Source organism: Nocardia xishanensis NBRC 101358 (assembly GCF_001613365.1).
GTDB lineage: Bacteria > Actinomycetota > Actinomycetes > Mycobacteriales > Mycobacteriaceae > Nocardia > Nocardia xishanensis.
In genome coordinates, this window is record NZ_BDCF01000002.1 from 313,662 (window position 1) to 333,620 (window position 19,959).

The window sequence follows — 19,959 nt, forward strand, 5'->3', positions numbered from 1 at the left end:
TCATTGTCCCACCAGCCCGGGCTGGCACACCCCTAGCAATCAGCGATGAGTAGCGCTACTCCCGGGAAGCACCTTCGGTCGGGAAATCGAGTACCGGCTACTCGTGTGCGACTCCGGGCTCCGGCGCATAGTGCACGTGACACGACGACCGTGCCGGTCCTCCGCCCGGCCCGGTCGACATCCCGACACGTGTCGACGCCGTCGCGAGACCATGCGGCGAGCGTTCGCGAGCGTGATTGCGAGGCGAGACATGGGCATGATGTCGGCCCGCTTCTCCGGCGATCCGGTGTTGGAGAAGTGCTTGGCCGGTTCCCACCGGATGATGGAGCCCGAGGAAATCCTGTCCGTGCTGCGGGTGCAGGAAGCACTGCGCAGGGCGAGCTGGCCGGATCGGTCGCCGAGCACCGCGTGGAACCCTTCGTCGGGCCCGAGCTCGCACCCCTGCTCTCGGCGCCGTCCCCCAGCCGACGTCACGACCGCGGCTTCTCGATGCTCGACCGCCTCGATTCCGGCGACTGTCGCGCAGTGGCTCCGCCAGGGCCGCCGGACTGACTTCACCAGCAAACCGGAGCAGCAGAAAATCAGTGCTCAGGTGTTCCGCGACGCCGCCGACCCGAATGCGGCCCCCTTCCCCCGGAAAAGGTCTGTTCCCCGGACCTGACGATTTTCATTGAACCTGAGCTTGGAAGGAAATTGTGATGCTCGAAGCAGTGCAAATCTTTTGGTCACCTCGCGGTGTCAGCATGCCGTCGCTCGAGACGAAGGCATTGGTCGACATCCACGACGGCGATACACCGAGCATCCGAATGCCCGTGCGGATGCTGTCGATCGATACACCGGAAGTCACCGCGGGGTCCCCAGAAGGGGCGACGAAGGTGGATGAGAAGTTCGCCCAACTCGCGGAGTGGATTCAGCAACGGCCGCAAGATGTTCCGGTGTCACGCCGGTTCGCCGACTACCTGCTGCCGAAGCTCTCCACCGACAAGGCGGGAACCCTGCAGCTCTCCCAGGGCACGCAGGCGGCCGACTTCGCCAAAGCCAATGCCGCCCACCGGTTGACGCGCCCCGACGGCAGCAAGCGGACGCTGTTCGTGCGCACCGCGGACGCACCGTTCGACACCAATGGACGACTCCTCGCCTACCTCGCTCCGAACTACTCGAAGTCGGAACTTGCGACACTGAGCCGCGAGCAGCGCTCGACTTTCAACCTCGACATGGTGCGCGCCGGCTGGGCCGCGACGTTCATCATCTACCCGTCGATCCCCGGCGAACTCGACCTGCCGCTCTTCCTCGGCGCCGCCGACGACGCGGTCACCGCCGGACGCGGCATCTGGGACGAGCCCGCGACCATGCCCGCCTACGAATACCGTTGCGTGGAACGGCTGTACGGAATCGCCAAATCGATCATCGTCGACAAGAAACCGATCGCCGACCCATTCGCCTGGCGCGAACGGTACTGCGCCGACATGCGAACCAGAGTGCTGGTAGGCCCCGAAGACTACTTCGACATCGACCCTACCTATCGCCTCTTCTTCTGGCCCGCCGACGTGCGCACGGCCGTCAGCGGCCTCAACCTCACCCCCTCCCCCAGACTGGTCGGCGTCGGATGACGGAGCGAAAACCAGTAGTCGAATACTGACAACAAACGCGGCCGGCACACCGCGGCCGCCGTCCTCGATGCGGTGGTAGCCGAATTCTCGTCGGCGGCTAACGGTCACACTGTCGGGAAGCCGGGCCTGGCGTAATTCCGTTGAACCGACCGAACTCGGTCGGGTACGAAGATCGGGTGAGCAGAGCAGCCGTCGCCGGAGCAGTCGTCGAACTGCGCAGGATCACCGCGGAAACCGTCTACGAAGTGTGCAAACTCAGCGAGACGCTGTCGGCGGATCAGCGAAAGATGGTGGCCGACAATGGTATATCCATCGCGGAGGCGCACTTCTCGGACGAGGTGTGGTTCCGCGCGGTCTATGCCGGTGACGAGCCGGTCGGCTTCGTCATGCTCGATATCGGCATGGATCCGGAGGAACCCGGGATATCCCTGTGGCGCTTCATGATCGCCGGACCGCATCAGCGTAAGGGCTACGGTCGCAGAACGATCGACATCCTGCTCAGGCACCTGAAAGCTCGCGGAACGAATGCCCTGTACACCAGCTACCGCCGCGGCCGAGGCAGCCCGGAAGGCTTCTACCGGTCACTCGGCTTCGAACCCACCGGCGACCTCATCGACGACGAAATCGAGGCCGTACTGCGCTGGTGAACCCGCGCGGCGGCGATGACCAGCCTCGGTCCCGGCGGTCTGGCTGCCTGCGCCCCGCGACGACAAGGTTGCGACTCGACGCCGCCGTCGAGTGAGATGTTCTGAGCTACAGCAGGTCTCGCGCGTCGGGTTAAGGAGCCGACGCGCTCCGGGGAACTGCCGTGGACACGATCATCCTCGAGCGCGACCGTCTTCGGCTCGGCCATCGTCGCCGGGTTGGAGGGCGCGGATCATTTGGGTGACGAGGTGGTCGACGAGCTCGGGGTCGGGGCGGTCGCCGGTGAGCAGGTTGCGGAAGTGACGAACGCGAGCGCCCGGAACAGACCATGGCCGATCGGAATGTCGAGAAGGTCGATGAGCGCGGCGCCGAAAGCGGTGGGGTCGCCGCGCAGCGTCCCGGTGTCGGGCAGCGGCAGGGTGAGTTCGCTCGCGGCGAGCAGTGCGTCGAGCATCAGATTCTCCCGACTCTTCCAGCGCGGTACCCTGCCCGGGGGCAGCGGAATGGAACTGGGCCGCTGGCTGGCGCCCGGCGACGAACTGCGCCTCGAAATCGACGGCATCGGCGTCATCGAACACCGCATCGAGCAGTGAGGACTCATCCGTGAAGATCGACCAGGTTTCCGACTCCGTCTACGTGGTGGCGGGAACGAACGTCAACTGGGCACTGGTCAGCGACGGCTCCGGCGTCACCGTCGTCGACGCCGGATATCCCTCGGACGCCGGCGACGTTCTCGACTCGGTTCGCCAGATCGGCCACGAGCTCACCGACATCGCCGCAGTCCTGCTGACGCACGCCCATCTCGATCACATCGGCGCAATCCCCTCCCTCGTCGAACGCGTCGGTATGCCCGTCTACACCGGCGCCGAGGAAGTCCGGCACGCCAAACGCGAATACCTGCAACAGATCTCCGCCGCCCACATGCTCGGGCTCCTGGGTACCCAGAGGGGCCGTCGATGGGTGGCCCAGACCCTCTGGGCGATCAAGGGCCATCTCGGCGACAGCGTCCCGTCCGCCACCGCCGCGGACGACGCCATCCTCTCGTCGCTGCCCGGTGGGTTCGTCGCGGTACCGACCCCCGGCCACACCGACGGCCACACCGCCTACCTCATGCCGTCCGAAGCGGTCCTGTTCACCGGCGACGCCCTGGTCACCGGCCACCCCCTCGTCCGCCACACCGGACCGCAACTGCTGCCGAAAGTGTTCAATCACGACGAAGCCCGCACCCTCGACAGCGCTCACCTGCTCGCCACCCAACCCGCCCGAATCATCGTTCCGGGACACGGTCTGCCCACCAAGCGCGACCCGGCGACACCGATGGATATCTTCCAGCAGTCGTGAACGCCTTCGAGCCGGTCGAATCCCGCCGCGCACCAGTCCGCGGATATCGGCCGTGCGTCGCAACCCGCCCGAAGCGTGGAACTTCCTCCGAGGCCGGATTCCGCCGCGAACCGCCCCGGTCCACTGCTGAGCCGGTGCCCGGCCACAGCTCAGATCGCGCCCTGCTCGCGGGCGCGCGCCACCGCCGAGGTGCGGGAGCGGACGCCGAGCTTGGCGTAGATGTGCACCAGATGGGATTTCACGGTGGTCTCGCTCAGGAACAGTTCCTTGGCGATCTCCCGGTTGGACCGTCCGTCGGCGACGAGCCGGAGCACCTCGATCTCGCGCGGGCTCAAGGTGGTGTCGGCGCGCCGGACCCGCGTCATGAGTTTGGACGCGACAGCCGGGGAGAGCACGCTCTCCCCGGCCGCCGCGGAACGCACCGCGGCGAGGAGCTCGGGCGGCGGGGTGTCCTTGAGGATGTACCCGCAGGCGCCCGCCTCGATCGCGCCGAGGATGTGGGCGTCGGTGTCGTAGTTGGTCACCACAAGGACGTTCGCCGGACGCGGCAACGCGCGGATCTCCGCGGTCGCGTCGACGCCGGAACGTCCGCCGCCGAAACTCAGGTCCATCAGGACGAGATCGACGGGCGTCGTCGCGCAGAAAGCCACGACCGCTTCGGCGGTCGCCGCCTCTCCCACGACATCGATGTCGTCGGCGGCGGCGAGCAGCGCGCGCAAACCCGCGCGCACGATGGCGTGATCGTCGGCCAGCAGCAGGCGGATCATTCGTCGGCCGCCGAATCCGACTCGGCGACAACGGTTCCCGGCACGAGCGGGAATGATACCGAGACGGCGGTGTGCCCCGGCTCCGACTCCACCGCCATGCTGCCACCCTGCTGCTCGACCCTGGCCCGCATCGCGGGCAATCCGAAGCCGCCGGACGCGGTGCGCGCCGACGCCTCCCGGTCCATGCCGACTCCGTCGTCGACCACGTCCAGGTGCACGTCGGTGTCGGCGTAGGTCAGGGTCAGGCGCATCCGACCGGCGTTCGCGTGCTGAACCACGTTGGCGACCGCGCCCTGCGCGATGCGCACCAGGGCCGCCTCGATCGGCATGGCCAACCGCTCCGGCTCGCCTTCCACCACCAGCTGGGTACGCAGACTCGGCGTCTCGGCACGGCGGCAGATCCGTTCCAGCGCCTCGGCCAGCGACGAGCCCTCCAACGGGACCGGCGCGAGTTCGGCGATGAGGCCGCGGGTTTCGGCCAGATTCTCGGCCGCCGTCTCCCTGGCGAGTCGAATCTGCGGCAGCGCGGGGTGCTGCGGATCGGCCCGTTCTGCCGCATGCAACAGCAGCTGGATGCTGCTCAGCCCTTGGGCGACGGTGTCGTGAATCTCCTGGGCCAGGCGCTCGCGCTCGGCGAGCCTGCCCGCAGCGCGCTCGCGGTCCGCGAGAGTGGCCCTGGTGCTGAGCAATTCGTCGATGAGCCGCTGTCGTTCCGCGAATTCCCGGAACAGCGCCTCGTACCCGAGCCCGATGCCGACCGCCACGGCGGCCCCGATGACCGGGCCGACCACTCCGGCGACCGACCACCCGTTGTGCACGCCGAAACCGACGACCGCCACCGAGGTCGCCGCCACCACCGCCGGCAGGCTCCACGGGCGGGGCAGCAGGTGCAGGTAGAGGAAGAACAGTCCGAAGGCCAGATACCCGGCGTCGGGTGCGAGGACGACCAGGCCGAGCCACAGCAAGGTCAGTGTTCCGAGCCATACCGGCAGTGCGCCTCGGCGCCTGTCACCGAAGAACGCGCCCGCGAAATAGACGAGCAGAAACGCCGCCGCCAGTACGACCACCGGCACCGGGTGCGGCGCGCCGGGCAACAGCGCGCGCACCACGACCACGGCGGCGAGCACCGTCATCAACAGGTGCAAACCCAGCCGCAGGGCGGTGACGACAGGGGTGAGCGGCGACGGATGCACGCTGCCAGCTTATGTGCGGTTACCCGCGCGGCATCCATCGAAAGGTGGAAAACCGCCTCCACCCTTCGTCCGCCGCCGGTTCCTTCCCGTGTGCGATGCTGCACCGGCCGCGCGCCGCGAGAGTGGAGGCATGTTCCTCGCACTCCGGGATCTCCGCGTCGCCCGCGGCCGTTTCCTGCTCATCACCCTGGTCGTCACGCTGGTGGCGCTGCTGGTGAGTTTCCTCAGCGGTCTCACCGCCGGGCTCGCGCACCAGAACATCTCCGCGATCCAGGCCATCTCCGCCGAGAAACTGGTGTTCGCCGACGGCGGCGGTGATCCGTCCTTCGACACCTCCGCGCTGACCGAGCGGCAGGTCGACACCTGGCGGGCCGCCGCGCGCACGGTCGACCCGGTCGGCATCGGACGCGCCGAGGCGGTCGGGTCCGGCGGGCCCGCCCGCGTTGCCCTGTTCGGGGCGCGGGAATCCACCGTCGGCAACCGTGCCGCAACCGAGCAGGGATCGGTCGTGCTCAGCGAAGGCGCGGCGCGCGAACTGAAAGCGGCAGCCGGCGACACCCTGCACCTAGGCGAGCGCGACTTCACCGTGGCGGCGGTGCGCGGCGACGATTGGTACAGCCACACGCCGGTGGTCTGGATGACCGTCGAGGACTGGCGCTCGGTCAGCCCGCGCGGTGGCGCGGCCACGGTGCTCGCGGTCTCCGGCGTGTCCGACGCCGCGGGCGCGAACGCCGCCGCCGGCACCAGCACGACCAGCGTCTCGGGATCGCTGGACGCGCTCGGCTCCTATCGCGCCGAGAACGGTTCGCTGACCCTGATGACCGTACTGCTCTTCGCCATCTCGGCCCTGGTGATCGGCGCCTTCTTCACCGTGTGGACCATTCAGCGCACGCCCGACATCGCGACGCTCAAGGCGCTCGGCGCGACCTCGGGATCGCTGGTCCGCGACGCGCTCGGCCAGGCCGCCGTCGTGCTGCTCACCGGTGTGGCCGCCGGACTCGGAATCACGTTGGCCGCAGCGTCTTTCGTCGGCGATGCGGTCCCGTTCGTAGTGACGCCCGCGACCACGGTGCTGCCCGCGGCCGCGCTCGTGCTGCTCGGCTTGCTCGGCGCCGCGTTCGCCCTGCGCTTCCTGTTCACCACCGACCCGCTCGCCGCGCTCGGCGCGGCCCGCTGACACCGGAGCACCTCATGACCCTCACTGTCGACGACGTCACCCTCACCTACCCCGATGGCGCGGACCGGCTCACCGCGCTCGACCACGTCAGCCTGCGCGTGGACGCGGGCGCCGTCGCCGCGATCACCGGCCCGTCCGGGTCGGGCAAATCCAGCCTGCTCGCCGTGGTCGCGACCTTGACCAGGCCCGACTCCGGCCGTGTCCTGCTCGAAACCGACTCCAAGGCAATCGATCTAGCCACACTCGGTCGGCGGGAGGCGGCCGCGGTGCGCCGCTCGTCCATCGGCATCGTGTTTCAGCAGGCCAACCTCGTTCCCGCGCTCACCGCACTGGAACAGCTCGAGATGATGCACCACCTCGGCGGACGGGGTTTCGCGACACCAGCGCGCCGCCGCGAAACCCGCGCCAAGGCAAGGGAACTCCTGGACGCCGTTGGGCTGGCGGAGCAGGCGGCGAAGCGCCCCGCGCAGTTGTCCGGCGGCCAGCGTCAGCGCGTGAACATCGCCCGCGCGCTGATGAACGATCCGGCGTTGCTCGTCGTCGACGAGCCAACCAGCGCATTGGATTCCGAACGCGGCGCGGCGATCATCGACCTCATCCTCGCCGTCACCGACGACCACCGCGCCGCCACCCTGCTGGTCACCCACGACCGCACCCACCTGCCTCGGATGGACGCGGTCTATCGCATGACCGACGGCGCGCTCACCCTCGACCGCACCGCCGAAGTCGCCGCCTGAGCGGACGGCCGACAGCGCGGGAGCAGGTAAGGACACCGCTGCGGTGCATGCGGATCATAATGGGATTCAATGGGATTCGACCGTTCGACGCGGTCCCCGGCGTCCGATCAGGACGCCGCCGGAGACGCGACAGTCGTCGAACATCTGGTCACGGCGTGGGCCGCGCGGCCGCGTCTGGGATATGGTGTGTCGGCCGAGGCCGCGCGGAAAGATGCCTCGGGCCGGTGATTTCGCAGCATTCGCTCGTAGGTGCGCGCTGAGGCAGGCCACGGATTGGTGACGCGCCCGGCCCGATCCTTGTACCAGCTCGGCCCGGCGACGGGCCACACCGTCTTGGCGATCGCCTGGTCGAGCCACCGCCGGTGTGCGCGCATCGCCTCCCCGTCGACTTCGATCGCCGCGACGCCGAGCCGGTCGCGCAAGCGCAGGCACTCGAGGATGTAGTCGATCTGACGTTCCTTCATGCCAGGGTTGCTGCCCGCGGGGTTGAACGAATTGGGCCCGGCGATCAGGAAGGCGTTGGGATAGCCGGGGACGGCCAAACCGAAGAACGCACTCGGGCCGGTGCGCCAGTGGTCGTGCAACACCGTCCCGCCGCGCCCCCGCACCTGGACCGGGACGAGGAACTCCGGCGCCCGGAAGCCCGTCGCGTAGACGATCACGTCGACTCGATGGCGGGTCCCGTCGGCGGTGACCACACCATCGCGGACGATGCCCGTGACCGGCTCGGTGACCAGATCGACATTGGGGCGGTTGAGAGTCGGGTAGTAGTGGCTATCGAAGATGATGCGCTTGCCACCGATGGGATAGTCGGGTGTGAGTTTCGCGCGCAGCGCCGGGTCGGAGACTTGACGGTGCAGGTATCGGCGGGCCAGCCACGTGGCAGGTCGCGCCGACCATCCGCGCCGCATGATCGGCGCCAGTACGGCGTCGGCGCCGTTTTCGAGCGCCTGCCGGTAAAAGTGGTGCGCGCCGGGCAGACTCAGACCCGCTCGGGCCAACGGCCCGAACTCGGTGGGCGGCTTCGGCAGCACCCAGTGCGGCGTGCGCTGGAACAGACGCACCCGCGCGGCGGTGGCCGCGAGAGTGGGCAGTATCTGAGCGGCGCTGGATCCCGAGCCGATCACCGCGATGTCGCGGCCTTGCAAGTCGTGACGGTGATCCCATTCGGCGGTGTGGAACGCGACCCCGGCGAAATCGTTTCGCCCCTCGATGTCGGGAAGATACGGACGGTGCAGCTGGCCGACAGCGAAGACGACCACGTCGGCCACCGACCGGCCAATGGCCGTGGTCAGCTCCCAGCAGCCGCGATGCTCGAGGTAGGTGGCCTCGGTGACGGCCGCGCCGAGCCGCAAGTGCGACATGACGTCGCAATCGACAGCGACCTTGTGCAGATACTCGAGGATCTGTCGCTGGCCTGGATAGCGAATGCGCCTGTCGCGGTATGGCGCGAAGGAGAACGAATACAGGTGGGAGGGGACATCGCAGTTACAACCCGGATAGGTGTTGTCCCGCCAGACCCCGCCGAGGTCGGCGCTCTTCTCGAAGATCACGAAATCCTCGAAGCCCGCCCGTTTCAGAGCCACTCCCATCCCGATACCCCCGAATCCGGCTCCGATCACCGCCACGCGGCAATTCGACATTCCGTTACCACCTCCCTTTCTCAGTCAGTCAACGTTCAGCTACCTGACTATTCGTGCGGCGGAATCGGGCGGATGGGATGAAGCTCACCCCCGCCCAAACAGACCGGACGGTACCGAAAAACAGCGGATACCAACGAGGTTGGCGAGCGCAGGAGGCGATACCAAGCGGACGATTGATCTCGACGGAGTTGGCGGGCTCTTGTCACCACATCCCACTGTGGCACATCTTCGGCTAACCTCGAGTGGTGCGACTCCCGATGGTCAGCGTCGAGCCGCGCACCGCCGACAACGAGACGCCCGGCGGATTCCGTCGAGTGGGCGGGACTCCCTTCACCGCACGCCGCGACGCGCCACCACCTTGCGGTAGCAGATGCGCCACCCCTGCGGTTCCCGTCGAAGCACGTCTTCGTACACCGCGGACGCGGTTGTCCCGTCCGCCGCGACCGCCAGCGCCTTCGAACGCGCCAGCACGTTCTCGCGATCCCGCCCGACGATGACGACATTGGTGACGTGATGCCCCAACGGCTGGTTCGTGTCGTCCTGAGCGCCGCGCGCCAAGTCCCGCATAGCCCGAAGTCCGTGCAGCGTGCCGTATCCGTAGTCCGTCACATCGAAGACCACGTCGTCGGCGAACACTTCATCGAGCCGATCCCACGCACGATCGTCGGCCAAATGCCCATGCAGCGCGATCGTTTCGTGGATCGCGACCCGGTCTTCGGCGGTGATCTCCGACATCTCGTCCCCTTTCAAAATCGGTGGGCCGACCCGGTGAACGCATCGCGCGACACGAAACGGAGGTGCCGCCCCATTTATCCGCCGGGTACGATACGGGGCGCCCACCCCACTTAGCAAGAAGAAGGCGGTCGAACGGATGGGAGAGAACCCCGGCTCACCGGGCCGCATGCGGGCCGACGCGCGACGCAACCGCGACAGACTGGTGACCGCGGCGAGTGCCGTGATCGCGGAAGCAGGCGCCGACGCGTCCCTGGAGGAGATCGCCCGCCGCGCCTGCGTCGGATCGGCCACCTTGCACCGGCATTTCCCGAGCCGCGAGATGCTGCTGGAAGCGGTGCTGCGCGAACGCGTCGAGGTCTTGTGCGCCCGGGCCGAGGATCTACTCAGCGCACCGAATGCCGGTGCGGCCCTGCTGATGTGGCTGCGCGATGTCGTGGCGCACGCGGCCACCGCGCGGGGGCTCGGACCGGCGCTGACGGGATACAAGTCCGACCCGGAGTTCTCGCCGCACGCCATGATCAGGGAAGCGGCACGGCGACTTGTCGAGCGGGCCAGCGAAGAGGGCTCGATCGCCTCCGGCGTCACGGTCGACGATGTTCTGCAACTGGCCAACGGCATTTCCCTTGCGACCGAATCCCTTCCCGATCCAGCACAACGCGCCGAGGCACTGATCGGCCTCGCCGCCAACGGACTCCTGCGCCGTGCCGACGACAAGTGACAGGTTCACCATGACCGACGACAACGATTTCTCCCCCATCGGCAGGCGGCGGCACATCGTGCGGCTCGCGCTGTCCGTCGCGTTCCTGCTCGCGATGTTCTATCTCGTCGCGATCGCGCGAGTGATCGACGTCGAAGGCGCGCGCGACATGATCGCGGCGACGGGGCCTGCGGCGCCGTTGGCCTACGCCGTGGTGTCGGCCGCGCTGGGCGCCGTCTTCGTGCCAGGGACGATTCTGGCGGCCGGGAGCGGGTTGCTCTTCGGGCCGCTGATCGGAACGTTCGTGACGCTGGGCTCTGCGGTCGGAACGGCGATCGTCACCAGCCTGCTCGGGCGGCGGGCGGGCCGCGAGAGTACGCGCGGGTTGCTCGGCGCCGAGCGCGCCGCTCGGATCGACGCGCAGATCGAACGGCGCGGCTTGTGGGCTGTCGTCGGGCAGCGCTTCGTTCCTGGCATCTCGGACGCGCTGGCATCGTACGTGTTCGGCGCCTTCGGAGTTCCGTTGTGGCAGATGGTCGTCGGATCGCTCATCGGATCGGCGCCGAGGGCGTTCGTCTACACCGCGCTCGGCGCATCGATCGGCGATCTGTCAACGCCGGTGGCCTATTCCGCCATCGCGGTCTGGTGCGTCACCGCGATCATCGGAGCCTTCGCCGCGCATCGTGGATATCGGAGCTGGCGGGGCCGTGGTGCGGGGACGGAGCGCGAAGCGACTGACGTCACGGAGTCGGTGGGCTGAAAACGGTGGCGAAGACGCCGCTCCGCTCGGCAGTTGGCCTTGTACCTTGGGATTCGACGTGAGACTTTCCAGAACCCTGCGACCGGTAGACCTGGCCCGCGAGCACCGCCTGTCCGCCCAGGCCGTCCGCAACTACGAAGACCTCGGCGCACTCCCGCCCGCCGAGCGCACCGACCACGGCTACCGCCGGTACACCGACCTGCACGCGAGGGCCTTGCGGACGTTCGTCGCGCTGCGCGCCGGGTACGGTCACCAAGCCGCCCTCGACCTCATGCGCAGCGCCAACCGCGACGACCGAGCGGCCCTCTACACCCGATTGGACGAACTACACGCGGGCTTCCTGCACGAACGCCGGACACACGCCGAGGTCGCCGCGGCGCTCGACGCACTGACAACCGCTGCGCCACAGAGGAATTACCCCGAACAGCTCACGGTCGGACAACTAGCGCACCGCCTCGGCGTCCATAGCGCGACGCTGCGGCAATGGGAGAAGGCCGGCATCCTGCACCCGCCACGCGACCGTGCCACCGGCTACCGGACGTACGGCGGCGCCGACATTCGTGACGCCCACCTGACCCGCTACCTGCGCAAGGGTGGAGTGCCCCTGCGCCAGGTGGCGTCCTTCGTCCGCGAACTACGCCAGGCCGGTGACACCGAACGCATGCGCACCGTTCTCACCGATTGGGGCGCACGCCTGTCCGCCCGCGGCCGCAGCGCCGTGCACGGGGTCGCCCAGCTCGACGACTACCTCACCGCGCTCGACCACGCCCGGTCCGAATCGCGCTGACTACTTCATGAGTCTCAGCAGGCCGAGATTCGGCTCGAGCGCGCCGTCCTGACCGAGCGCGAGAAAGTCCGCCTCCACCTCCGTGCGCGCGAGCTTCCCCGCACGCACCGCGCGGTAGCGCACGAACGACCAGAGGAAGACGTCGAGATTGTCGAAACGGGTGCCGCCCTCGAGCACCTCCTCTTCGTGAAACCACACGGCCACTTGACCATTGGTCAGCACGCAATACAGATTGCCGCCGCCGTCCGCGCCGACCGAGTAGACATCGTCGTCGGTGAGCTCGGTCGTGTAATCCGAATCCAGCAGACCACAATCGTTTTCCGCGAAGCCGAAACCGTAGGACCAGTCGAAGATGTCCAAGAATTGCGGCAGTCGCCCGGAGCGGACGCGGCGGTCCAGCGCGGCCAGCGCCGCCGCGTCCGCGGGAGCGAGGCGCTCGAGAAACTTTGCGACGGGCCGGGTTTCCTCCGGGACGTCGACGAGGTCCGCATCGGTGAACCACCGCGCCAGATCGGCGTCGAGGTCACGGTCGGTGTAGCCGACCAGGTCGGCGAGGGTGATCGTCACGCGGGGATTCTAGAAACACCGACCGACAATCGGGGACGCGGCGGGTGCGACGACTACACCGGCGCCGTCGCTTCGCGCGGGTGCGCCGAACCAGCACGAGAGGGCTTCGCGCAGGGTGCGCGCGGCGGTGTCGGTGGGTTCGTCGATCGTTGCGGCCCAGGCGATGTCGGCGTCCGGCCGGATGAGCAGGGCGTCGGCCGGGCGGTCATCCGTTTCGGCGGCCTGGAGGTCGATGCGATGCGCCAGTCTCGGGCGATCTCGTCGAGTTCGGGGCGGCGCAGCAGTTGCAGAATCTGTCCGCCGAGACCGTTCGCCTTCGGGATGTCTCGATGCTCCGGCCGCCGCTCGAGCACCAGTGGCCGCACTCCGGCCAGCCGCAATCCGGCGGCCAGCATCGAACCGGTCGGGCCCGCACCCACAATGGTGCCAGGCGGCCAGAACGATCAGGAATCGAGAAGCGCAGGTCACCGGGCCGTGGCTAACGTTCTCGGCATCGACATCCACCCGGCAGATCGCCGGGTCGCATGCCTTCGGAGGAGGACCCCATGAACTGGAACAAGCGGATTCGGCAGACCCACCGGTGGTTGGCCATCGTCTTCACCACGACCGTCGTCCTCACCATCGTCGCCTTGGCGCTCGGGGGTCCGGTCTGGGTGTCGTATCTACCGCTGCCCCCGCTCGCGCTGCTCCTGTTCTCCGGCCTCTACCTTTTCGTATTGCCATATGCCGCCGGACGCAACCGGCAAGCCGCGGACATCCGCCCCCGGCAGACCACCGATAACCGAGGTCGCTCGACGGCACAGTGGGTCAGGCAACTGCACCGCTGGTCGGCCATCGTTTTCCTCTCGACCGTCCTCGCCACCTTCGTGGCCTTGGCGCAGGAAGAGCCGATCGTCTGGGTGTCCTACCTGCCGCTGATCCCGCTCGCCGCACTCCTGCTCACCGGCCTCTATATGTTCGCACTGCCGTATGCGGCCAAGAGGCGCGGCGCCCGCCGTACACTTTCCGCTCCGGCCGACGCGTAGTCGGCGTACGCGGTCACTCCCCCCAGGGAATCAGCCCCGCCGCCAGCCGTTCCAATTGCGTAGCGCCGCTTTCGCGCCGCTCGAGGGCGAACTGCTGTCCCATCGAATAGATCGGCGCGGCGGTTTCCGAGCGAGCCGCATGGTCGACGATCGCGTCGGTCAGTGTCCGCACCATCCGCAACCGCGGATAGGCGGCGTGAATCGCCGCTTGATAGCTCGCGGTCACCGGTGCGTTGAAGCCGATGTCCATCTTGCTGCCCTCGGCCGTGAGATAGGCCAGAAGACCACGGCGTTCGGCGATTCCGGGCGAAGTGTGCAATGCGATCGCTTCCCACACGCGATCGATATCCGCTTGCGGCACACCGTGTTCGGCGAGAACTTCGGCGGCGAGATCCGCGCCTTCGACTTCGAATCGTTCACGGCCGGGGGCCAGAGCACCGGTTCCGAGATCGTGCATGACGGTGGCGGCGAACAACAGCTCCCGGTCATAGCCTGAATCACGGTGCAGGCCCTCGCGGATGGCGAGCAACTCGGCGAAGAAGAAGCTGCGGGCGCTGTGGTTGGCGATGGCTTCGGCCTCTGATCGTCGGACGATCGCGAGCGCCGCGCCTGCCATCGGTGTGGTGGGGAATTCCATCGTGAAAGACACGGCAGTGACGGTATTTCCGGTCGCGGCCTGCACGGAAGTAGCTGTCGTGCCGCGCAACGCCACGATCGGGCCACTCCGGCCGGGAGTGGCACTCAGCCGTTCCCTCGCGACGGATGGCGACGAACCGGTGGCGGCGCCGGTCTGGACGATCGGCCGTCCGCGACCACCGCCGACCGACGTCCGTGCCCGCCGGGCCACGGCCGAATCCGGCGAAAGCATCGTCGCCGCCGCGAAGGCCGTCGCCGCGCTGTTCTCAGCGCGGCGATCGAACGCAGCGCTGACCGGTCCGTCCCGACCTTCCCGAACCTGCGTGAGGCCGGGAACGCGCCGCGTGCCTGCTATAGAATTGCTGGACGAATTCGACGCTCGAGCCTGATCGAAGGCGACGTGCACCCGGTGTTCGAGGGTGCGGCAAAGTAGTGCGCCCGGCCGCGCGGCGGCCTCGGCGCCGAACTTCAACACGAGGCGGCGCTCCATGACAGACGTCGACTATTGCGTAATCGGTGGGGGATTTGCCGGATTGACAGCCGCGCTGCGACTGAAACAGGCGGGCCGAGAGGTGGCGCTGCTGGAAGCTCGCGACCGGCTCGGCGGGCGCACGTTCACCGAAGTGCGCGAGGACGGATCCTGGATCGATCGCGGCGGCGCCTGGATCGGGCCGGGGCAGGACCGGATCCGGGCGTTGATGACCGAGTTCGGGATATCGAGTTACCAGCAGTTCACCGAGGGCGAGGCCCTCCTGGTGGTCGATGGCAAACGGCATCGCTACGAGGGCACGATTCCGTGGACGATGAGCCCATGGGCGGCGCTGAACCTCGGCACGGTATTGCTCGAGCTGGGTCACATGTGCAAGGCGATTCCCCTCGAAAGGCCGTGGGCGGCGAAGCATGCCGACAAATGGGATCGGATGAGCCTGGCCCATTGGCTGGACAGCAATGTGCTCTCCAAGCCCGCGCGTGAACTGCTCGAGACCGCGATCGCCGGGCTGTACACCTCCGACGGTTCGGAGGTGTCGTTGCTGTTCGTGCTGTACCAGATGGCGTCGGGCGGCGGCCCCGGGTTCGTCTTGGGCGTCAAGGACGGCGCCCAGGATGCGCGACCGGTCGGTGGCATGGGCGCCATCTCCGGCGCCATGGCGGCACGGATGAGCGACGCGATCCACCTGTCCCAGCCGGTCCGGCGCATCGACCAGGACGACGACGGCGTGACGGTCCGCTCGGACGAGATGACGGTGCGCGCACGCCGGGCGATCGTGGCGGTTCCGCTCGCGATCGCGAGCCAGATCCGCTACGAACCGATGTTGCCGGTCGATCGCTCGTTCCTGCATCAGCGGATGCCGAGCGGGTCGATCCTCAAGATCGCCGCCGTGTACGACGAGCCGTTCTGGCGCGGCGACGGGCTGACGGGACAGTCGGCCGCGCCGGGCTCACCGGCGACCATCACCATCGACGCGTGCACGGACTCCGCGCGACCCGGAATCCTGTGCGTCATCACCGAGGGCCCCATCGCGCGGCGAATCGGACGGCTCGATCCGGCCGACCGGAGAAGGGCGATCCTCGGCTCACTTGCCGAACGATTCGGCGACAAGGCGAGTTTCCCCGTCGACTATGTCGAGCAGGACTGGAGTATCGAGCGCTACTCCGGTGGCGGAATGCTCAGCCACGCGCCGACCGGTGTGCTGACGCAGTTCGGTCCCGCCTTGCGCGCACCGTGCGGCCGCGTTCACTGGGCGGGCACCGAGAGCTCCGCCGTCATGTGTGGTTGGGTCGACGGAGCCGTTCGCTCGGGTGAGCGGGCGGCGAGCGAAGTACTGCAACAGGAGACGGTGACCGCGGCCGACGGACGAGCAACCGATCGCTGAAGCCTTTGCGCGACGGAACTGATTGCGAGACAAGGGGTTCCATTCGCGGTGCGCGCGGACCGCACGATTCGGCGTGGCGTCGTTACGGCACGACTTCGATGATGTCGCCCGGCTCCAGGTAGTAGAAGAACTCACGCGCACCGTCGGGCGTCATGCGGATACACCCGTGCGACTCCTCTTCGATCGGACCGATATGGGTGGCGATGTCGCCGTCGAAGAACACCGCGTACTTCATCCAGACGTGGTGCATGGTGCTCCAGTGGTCCTCACGCTTGAAGTCGACGTCGAAGACACCGGCGCGAGTCCGAAATCCTTCCCTGCCGTGCGAAATCGGGGTCGGACCGTAGGTGACCTTGCCGTTGTCCATCAGCCACGCCTCATTGGTCGACAGGCGCATACACCCCCGAGCCTTGGGTGCGGTGCACGGTGCCACCACCGGTGCGGGCGGTGGGGGCGCGATCAGCGGTGGCACGCCCGGAATGTCCGGTCCACCGGGCCACAGCGGTTCACCCTGCGCCGGCGCCGCGACGGCGAATCCGATCGCCGCCGTCCCGATCAGCAACGCGAGCCTGGCCACCGGACGCCGTAGTCTCTCGCACTTCATGATCAGACCTGCCTTTCCCTCACCCCATCGGGGGGACGTGCCGACCGCGGGGCGAGGGATCGCATGGGCGACACGAGAGTCCGAGCTGACCTAGAAGTGTTTTCGATCATTGTGAAGCGGCTCTCGACCCCCGCGGGACGATTCGGCCGCGACCGGTAGGCAACCGAGTCGATCTCGATAGCGTGGCGTGATTGCCATTTTCGGATTGTTGTGATCCGCCCTCACCTCGAATACTGCGCATGCCGCAGCTCGCCAACTCGTATCCCACCGGGTGAAAAGAACTGGAACCGGCGAAACGCACGCACCACGATGGTCGGATGGACGGCAACGACAACAGCGCGAACCGGATTCTCTGGAGCGAGCTTCCCGGCGTCGTGCGCGCCGAGGTCGAGGACCGTCTGGGCGCGCGAGTGCGCGCGGCTACCACGCAACCAGGTGGATTCAGCCACGGCTTGGCCGCGCGACTCGAAATAGGCGACCGTCGAGGGGTTTTCGCGAAGGCGATCCCCACCGACGACGGCCTCGCCGCGATGTATCGGACCGAGCTGGAAACCGCCGCCCGGCTGCCGCCGACAGTGCCAACACCCGCGCTGCGATTCGGCCTCGATACCCACGGCTGGCTGGTCGCGGTCTTCGACTACGTTCCCGGTCGGCACCCCCGGATCGATCGACCGGACGAGCTGTCGGCGATCCTGGCCACCGTCGAGCAGCTTGCGATCACGCTGACCCCCGGTCCGCTGCCCGATCTGCCGACAATCGCCCAGGACTACGGGCGGCCGACGACTCGGTTGGTGATACAGCCCCAGGCTCCACCTAGAACCTCCTGCACCATAGGGGAATTCGGGGATTCTCTCGGTATCGACCTTCGGCTCGCGGGCCGCGATTCGCGCGGACGCGGCCGCGATCCGGCCGCGAGCCATGCGGAGTACCGCGCCACCACTGGCGGCGCGGAAACCTGCGCGAGCGACCGACCACTATCTGACCGCGACGGTCGATCCACCGGCCCCCGCTGCCGCGCGCCATTGTGTGGGGCTGCATCCGTAGCGTTTCCGGAACCAGCGGGAGAAGTTGCCGGGTGAGGAGAAGGCGAGTAGTTCGGCGATCTCGGTCTGGGTGTGCCTGCGACTGGCGACCATGTGCTGGGCGAGTTCGGCGCGGGTGGCGTCCAGCAGGGAGCTGAAGGTCTCGCCTTCGGCGGCGAGATGGCGATGGATGGTGCGGCGGTCGACGCCGAGACTGCGGGCGATCTGCTCGGCCGAGCAGCGGCCCGTCGGCAGTAGCAGTTCGATGAGTTCACGAACCCGATCCACCATCGTCGTGGTCTGCGCACTCGGGGCCGAGTCGAACCGCTGCTGGGCGTAGACCCGGAGCTGAGGGTCCGACATCGCGTTCGGCGCGTCGAGATCGGTTGTGTAGGCGAGGATTCCGTGGAAATCCTGGTCGAAGGTGACATGCGGGCCGAACAGCCGGCGGTGGGTGCCGGTGTCGCGCGGCGCGGCGTGGGCGAAGCGGACTTCCAACGGTTGCCAATCGGTTCCGAGGAACCCGCGCAGAAGTCCGTGCAGCACGCCGATCGCCAGTTCGGTCGATTGCCGGGCTTCACCCGGCCCACCGAGATCCAGAACCAAGCGAATGGTGGCGATGCCGTCGCGCTCGGTGACGCGCGTGTGGACGGCCTCGTTGTACATGTGCTCGTGCCGGGACATGATCCGCAGGGCGCTGCGCGCGTCGGGTTCGTCCCGGATGACCAGGCTCAGCGGCCCGAGGTTGGCGAAGCGGCGACGCTCGGCCAAGCGCAGCCCGAAGTCCTCGCACCCCGACGCGCGGGCGGAGCGTTCCAGCAGATCGGCGATGGCGGCGGCCGGAACCCAGCGGTCCTGCATGCTGACGCCGGCCGGATCGAGACCGGCCTCCCTGATCAGTTCGACCGGGTCGATGCCGAGCGACCGGCCGAGCTCGACGTAGCTGTGCAGCGCGGCGTAGCGAGCCAGCGGTTTCACCACGACCTCCTGTTTGTCCCGAAATGAATATGAACCCGCCCCCTCAGGATAAGCAATTCGCCCCCGATCGCCCTACTGTGAATTGCGTACCCCGACGGTGACCAGCGGGAAGAGAGAACCCGCCGCGCTGTTCGCGGAGCGGCATCGAGGAGGAGATCCACTGTGGCACAAGCTGTTCGCTTCTACGAGACCGGCGGTCCCGAGGTGTTGCGCTGGGAAGACGTCGAGGTGGGCGAGCCAGGGCCCGGCGAAGTGCGCATCCGGCACGAAGCGGTCGGGCTGAATTTCGCCGACACCTACTTCCGCACCGGGCTGTACCCGTCGCCGCTGCCCGCGGGCATGGGCGTCGAGGCCGCCGGAGTGATCGAAGCCGTCGGCCCCGGCGTGCGCGATTTCCGGCCCGGCGACCGCGCCACCTACACCGGCAGCCCGCTGGGCGCATACAGCACCGAGCGGGTGATGCCCGCCGAGCATCTGATCGGTTTGCCGGACGGCATCGGCTTCGATGTCGCCGCGTCGATGACGATGCGTGGCCTGACGACGGCCTATCTGCTGCGCCGCATCCACCCCCTGCGCGCCGGGGACACCGTGTTGCTGCACGCCGCAGCGGGCGGGGTGGGTCTGATCTTCACGCAGTGGGCGAAACTGTTGGGGCTCACCGTGATCGGGACGGTGTCCAGCGAGCGGAAAGCCGAGATCGCCCGCGCGTACGGCTGCGATCACGTGCTGATCCACACCCGCGAGGACGTCCCGGCCAGAGTCCGCGAGATCACCGACGGCGCGGGTGTACCGGTCGTCTACGACAGCATCGGCAAGGACACCTTCGCGTCGTCGCTGGATTCGCTGGCGCGACGCGGGCTGCTGGTGTGCTTCGGCACCGCCTCCGGTCCGGTGCCGCCCATCGATGCCATGCAGCTGGCGGTCAAGGGCTCGCTGTTCGTCACCCGCCCCGCCCTCGCGGATTACATCGCCGACCCCGCCGAACGCGCCGAACTGGCCGACGAGCTGTTCTCCCACGTCGCGGCGGGCCGGATCCGCATCGAAGTCAATCAACGCTACGAGCTTCCCGACGCCGCACACGCACACCGTGACCTGGAATCCGGCCGCAGCATCGGCTCCTCGGTCTTCACCCTCTGACCCCACGACTCGACCACAAGGCGG

General features: G+C 68.0%; 22 protein-coding genes and 1 pseudogene. 12 read left to right on the top strand and 11 right to left on the bottom strand.

Translation table 11 applies throughout. The annotated features are described in order from the left end of the window. The first annotated feature begins 743 nt into the window (after positions 1 to 743). Positions 744 to 1,610 (top strand): thermonuclease family protein, encoded by an 867-nt coding sequence (locus NX1_RS03715; RefSeq protein WP_218024045.1) that lies wholly within the window; start codon positions 744 to 746, stop codon positions 1,608 to 1,610. A gap of 176 nt (positions 1,611 to 1,786) precedes the next feature. Then, positions 1,787 to 2,257 carry a GNAT family N-acetyltransferase gene (locus NX1_RS03720; RefSeq protein WP_068053626.1) on the top strand — a complete coding sequence of 157 codons (471 nt, stop codon included), beginning with the start codon at positions 1,787 to 1,789 and terminating at the stop codon, positions 2,255 to 2,257. A gap of 230 nt (positions 2,258 to 2,487) precedes the next feature. Here NX1_RS03720 and NX1_RS36790 read toward each other — a convergent pair whose 3' ends face one another. After that, a complete protein-coding gene (locus NX1_RS36790; protein WP_068053629.1) occupies positions 2,488 to 2,709 on the bottom strand; it encodes a hypothetical protein in 222 nt (73 codons plus the stop codon). 149 nt (positions 2,710 to 2,858) lie between these two features. Between NX1_RS36790 and NX1_RS03730 the strand changes: the two genes are divergently transcribed. Further along, on the top strand, positions 2,859 to 3,596 hold the full coding sequence (locus NX1_RS03730) for an MBL fold metallo-hydrolase (protein WP_068053632.1): 738 nt from the start codon (positions 2,859 to 2,861) through the stop codon (positions 3,594 to 3,596). A 149-nt stretch (positions 3,597 to 3,745) separates the two neighbouring features. Here NX1_RS03730 and NX1_RS03735 read toward each other — a convergent pair whose 3' ends face one another. Continuing rightward, the gene (locus NX1_RS03735; protein ID WP_068053635.1) at positions 3,746 to 4,363 is read right to left on the bottom strand and encodes a LuxR C-terminal-related transcriptional regulator; all 618 of its coding nucleotides are present in this window, start codon (positions 4,361 to 4,363) and stop codon (positions 3,746 to 3,748) included. After that, entirely contained in the window at positions 4,360 to 5,556 is a 1,197-nt protein-coding gene (locus NX1_RS03740; RefSeq protein WP_068053638.1) for a sensor histidine kinase, read from the bottom strand. Before NX1_RS03740 ends, NX1_RS03735 begins: the two co-directional genes overlap by 4 nt. A 130-nt stretch (positions 5,557 to 5,686) precedes the next feature. Here NX1_RS03740 and NX1_RS03745 point away from each other — a divergent pair, with 130 nt between their 5' ends. Together NX1_RS03745 and NX1_RS03750 are read left to right on the top strand one after the other, a co-directional pair. After that, on the top strand, positions 5,687 to 6,733 hold the full coding sequence (locus NX1_RS03745; RefSeq protein ID WP_068053641.1) for an ABC transporter permease: 1,047 nt from the start codon (positions 5,687 to 5,689) through the stop codon (positions 6,731 to 6,733). 14 nt (positions 6,734 to 6,747) lie between these two features. After that, complete coding sequence (locus tag NX1_RS03750) at positions 6,748 to 7,470, top strand: ABC transporter ATP-binding protein (RefSeq protein ID WP_068053644.1); 723 nt, start codon at positions 6,748 to 6,750, stop codon at positions 7,468 to 7,470. 107 nt (positions 7,471 to 7,577) lie between these two features. Here NX1_RS03750 and NX1_RS03755 read toward each other — a convergent pair whose 3' ends face one another. Both NX1_RS03755 and NX1_RS03760 read right to left on the bottom strand, forming a co-directional pair. Continuing rightward, on the bottom strand, positions 7,578 to 9,062 hold the full coding sequence (locus tag NX1_RS03755) for a flavin-containing monooxygenase (RefSeq protein ID WP_245668304.1): 1,485 nt from the start codon (positions 9,060 to 9,062) through the stop codon (positions 7,578 to 7,580). 381 nt (positions 9,063 to 9,443) lie between these two features. Further along, on the bottom strand, positions 9,444 to 9,848 hold the full coding sequence (locus NX1_RS03760; RefSeq protein ID WP_068053649.1) for a nuclear transport factor 2 family protein: 405 nt from the start codon (positions 9,846 to 9,848) through the stop codon (positions 9,444 to 9,446). Between the two features lie 136 nt (positions 9,849 to 9,984). Here NX1_RS03760 and NX1_RS03765 point away from each other — a divergent pair, with 136 nt between their 5' ends. From NX1_RS03765 to NX1_RS03775, 3 genes are read left to right on the top strand one after another with little or no spacing between them, the layout of a single operon-like run. Further along, entirely contained in the window at positions 9,985 to 10,566 is a 582-nt protein-coding gene (locus NX1_RS03765; protein WP_068053655.1) for a TetR/AcrR family transcriptional regulator, read from the top strand. Between the two features lie 10 nt (positions 10,567 to 10,576). Continuing rightward, positions 10,577 to 11,305: a TVP38/TMEM64 family protein gene (locus NX1_RS03770; RefSeq protein ID WP_068053657.1), complete on the top strand. Its 729-nt coding sequence runs from the start codon at positions 10,577 to 10,579 to the stop codon at positions 11,303 to 11,305. A 58-nt stretch (positions 11,306 to 11,363) separates the two neighbouring features. Then, complete coding sequence (locus NX1_RS03775) at positions 11,364 to 12,092, top strand: MerR family transcriptional regulator (RefSeq protein WP_307649758.1); 729 nt, start codon at positions 11,364 to 11,366, stop codon at positions 12,090 to 12,092. Here NX1_RS03775 and NX1_RS03780 read toward each other — a convergent pair whose 3' ends face one another. The 3 genes and pseudogenes from NX1_RS03780 to NX1_RS38615 form a co-directional block, all read right to left on the bottom strand. Next, the gene (locus NX1_RS03780; RefSeq protein WP_068053659.1) at positions 12,093 to 12,659 is read right to left on the bottom strand and encodes a hypothetical protein; all 567 of its coding nucleotides are present in this window, start codon (positions 12,657 to 12,659) and stop codon (positions 12,093 to 12,095) included. Between the two features lie 9 nt (positions 12,660 to 12,668). Continuing rightward, on the bottom strand, positions 12,669 to 12,905 hold the full coding sequence (locus NX1_RS38610) for an aromatic-ring hydroxylase C-terminal domain-containing protein (protein ID WP_373864861.1): 237 nt from the start codon (positions 12,903 to 12,905) through the stop codon (positions 12,669 to 12,671). Positions 12,906 to 12,988: 83 nt separating this feature from the next. Next, positions 12,989 to 13,078 (bottom strand): annotated as a pseudogene (locus NX1_RS38615) (FAD-dependent monooxygenase); the annotation flags it as partial. 126 nt (positions 13,079 to 13,204) lie between these two features. Here NX1_RS38615 and NX1_RS35010 point away from each other — a divergent pair. After that, positions 13,205 to 13,684 (top strand): hypothetical protein, encoded by a 480-nt coding sequence (locus NX1_RS35010; protein WP_084500990.1) that lies wholly within the window; start codon positions 13,205 to 13,207, stop codon positions 13,682 to 13,684. Positions 13,685 to 13,697: 13 nt separating this feature from the next. On the opposite strand, the gene NX1_RS37670 is transcribed toward NX1_RS35010, so the two are convergent. Beyond that, complete coding sequence (locus tag NX1_RS37670) at positions 13,698 to 14,795, bottom strand: HD domain-containing protein (RefSeq protein ID WP_245668305.1); 1,098 nt, start codon at positions 14,793 to 14,795, stop codon at positions 13,698 to 13,700. A gap of 13 nt (positions 14,796 to 14,808) precedes the next feature. Here NX1_RS37670 and NX1_RS03800 point away from each other — a divergent pair, with 13 nt between their 5' ends. After that, positions 14,809 to 16,194, top strand: coding sequence for a flavin monoamine oxidase family protein (locus NX1_RS03800; protein ID WP_068053663.1), 1,386 nt, complete (start codon positions 14,809 to 14,811; stop codon positions 16,192 to 16,194). Between the two features lie 82 nt (positions 16,195 to 16,276). Here NX1_RS03800 and NX1_RS03805 read toward each other — a convergent pair whose 3' ends face one another. Then, a complete protein-coding gene (locus NX1_RS03805; protein ID WP_084500939.1) occupies positions 16,277 to 16,798 on the bottom strand; it encodes a L,D-transpeptidase in 522 nt (173 codons plus the stop codon). A gap of 317 nt (positions 16,799 to 17,115) precedes the next feature. Between NX1_RS03805 and NX1_RS03810 the strand changes: the two genes are divergently transcribed. After that, positions 17,116 to 17,877: a hypothetical protein gene (locus tag NX1_RS03810; protein WP_068053669.1), complete on the top strand. Its 762-nt coding sequence runs from the start codon at positions 17,116 to 17,118 to the stop codon at positions 17,875 to 17,877. Here the strand turns inward: NX1_RS03810 and NX1_RS03815 are convergent. Continuing rightward, the gene (locus NX1_RS03815) at positions 17,773 to 18,798 is read right to left on the bottom strand and encodes an AraC family transcriptional regulator (protein WP_068054227.1); all 1,026 of its coding nucleotides are present in this window, start codon (positions 18,796 to 18,798) and stop codon (positions 17,773 to 17,775) included. The genes NX1_RS03810 and NX1_RS03815 overlap by 105 nt on opposite strands. 162 nt (positions 18,799 to 18,960) lie before the next feature. On the opposite strand from NX1_RS03815, the gene NX1_RS03820 reads away from it, so the two are divergent. Then, on the top strand, positions 18,961 to 19,935 hold the full coding sequence (locus tag NX1_RS03820) for a quinone oxidoreductase family protein (protein WP_068053672.1): 975 nt from the start codon (positions 18,961 to 18,963) through the stop codon (positions 19,933 to 19,935). Positions 19,936 to 19,959 lie beyond the last annotated feature (24 nt).

Bases quoted from the DNA above. Each gene is read 5' to 3' on its own strand.
- NX1_RS03715 (WP_218024045.1), top strand. From the start codon at position 744: ATGCCGTCGCTCGAGACGAAGGCATTGGTCGACATCCACGACGGCGAT.
- NX1_RS36790 (WP_068053629.1), bottom strand. From the start codon at position 2,709: ATGCTCGACGCACTGCTCGCCGCGAGCGAACTCACCCTGCCGCTGCCC.
- NX1_RS03735 (WP_068053635.1), bottom strand. From the start codon at position 4,363: ATGATCCGCCTGCTGCTGGCCGACGATCACGCCATCGTGCGCGCGGGT.
- NX1_RS03745 (WP_068053641.1), top strand. From the start codon at position 5,687: ATGTTCCTCGCACTCCGGGATCTCCGCGTCGCCCGCGGCCGTTTCCTG.
- NX1_RS03750 (WP_068053644.1), top strand. From the start codon at position 6,748: ATGACCCTCACTGTCGACGACGTCACCCTCACCTACCCCGATGGCGCG.
- NX1_RS03755 (WP_245668304.1), bottom strand. From the start codon at position 9,062: ATGGGAGTGGCTCTGAAACGGGCGGGCTTCGAGGATTTCGTGATCTTC.
- NX1_RS03760 (WP_068053649.1), bottom strand. From the start codon at position 9,848: ATGTCGGAGATCACCGCCGAAGACCGGGTCGCGATCCACGAAACGATC.
- NX1_RS03765 (WP_068053655.1), top strand. From the start codon at position 9,985: ATGGGAGAGAACCCCGGCTCACCGGGCCGCATGCGGGCCGACGCGCGA.
- NX1_RS03770 (WP_068053657.1), top strand. From the start codon at position 10,577: ATGACCGACGACAACGATTTCTCCCCCATCGGCAGGCGGCGGCACATC.
- NX1_RS35010 (WP_084500990.1), top strand. From the start codon at position 13,205: ATGAACTGGAACAAGCGGATTCGGCAGACCCACCGGTGGTTGGCCATC.
- NX1_RS03800 (WP_068053663.1), top strand. From the start codon at position 14,809: ATGACAGACGTCGACTATTGCGTAATCGGTGGGGGATTTGCCGGATTG.
- NX1_RS03805 (WP_084500939.1), bottom strand. From the start codon at position 16,798: ATGAAGTGCGAGAGACTACGGCGTCCGGTGGCCAGGCTCGCGTTGCTG.
- NX1_RS03810 (WP_068053669.1), top strand. From the start codon at position 17,116: ATGGACGGCAACGACAACAGCGCGAACCGGATTCTCTGGAGCGAGCTT.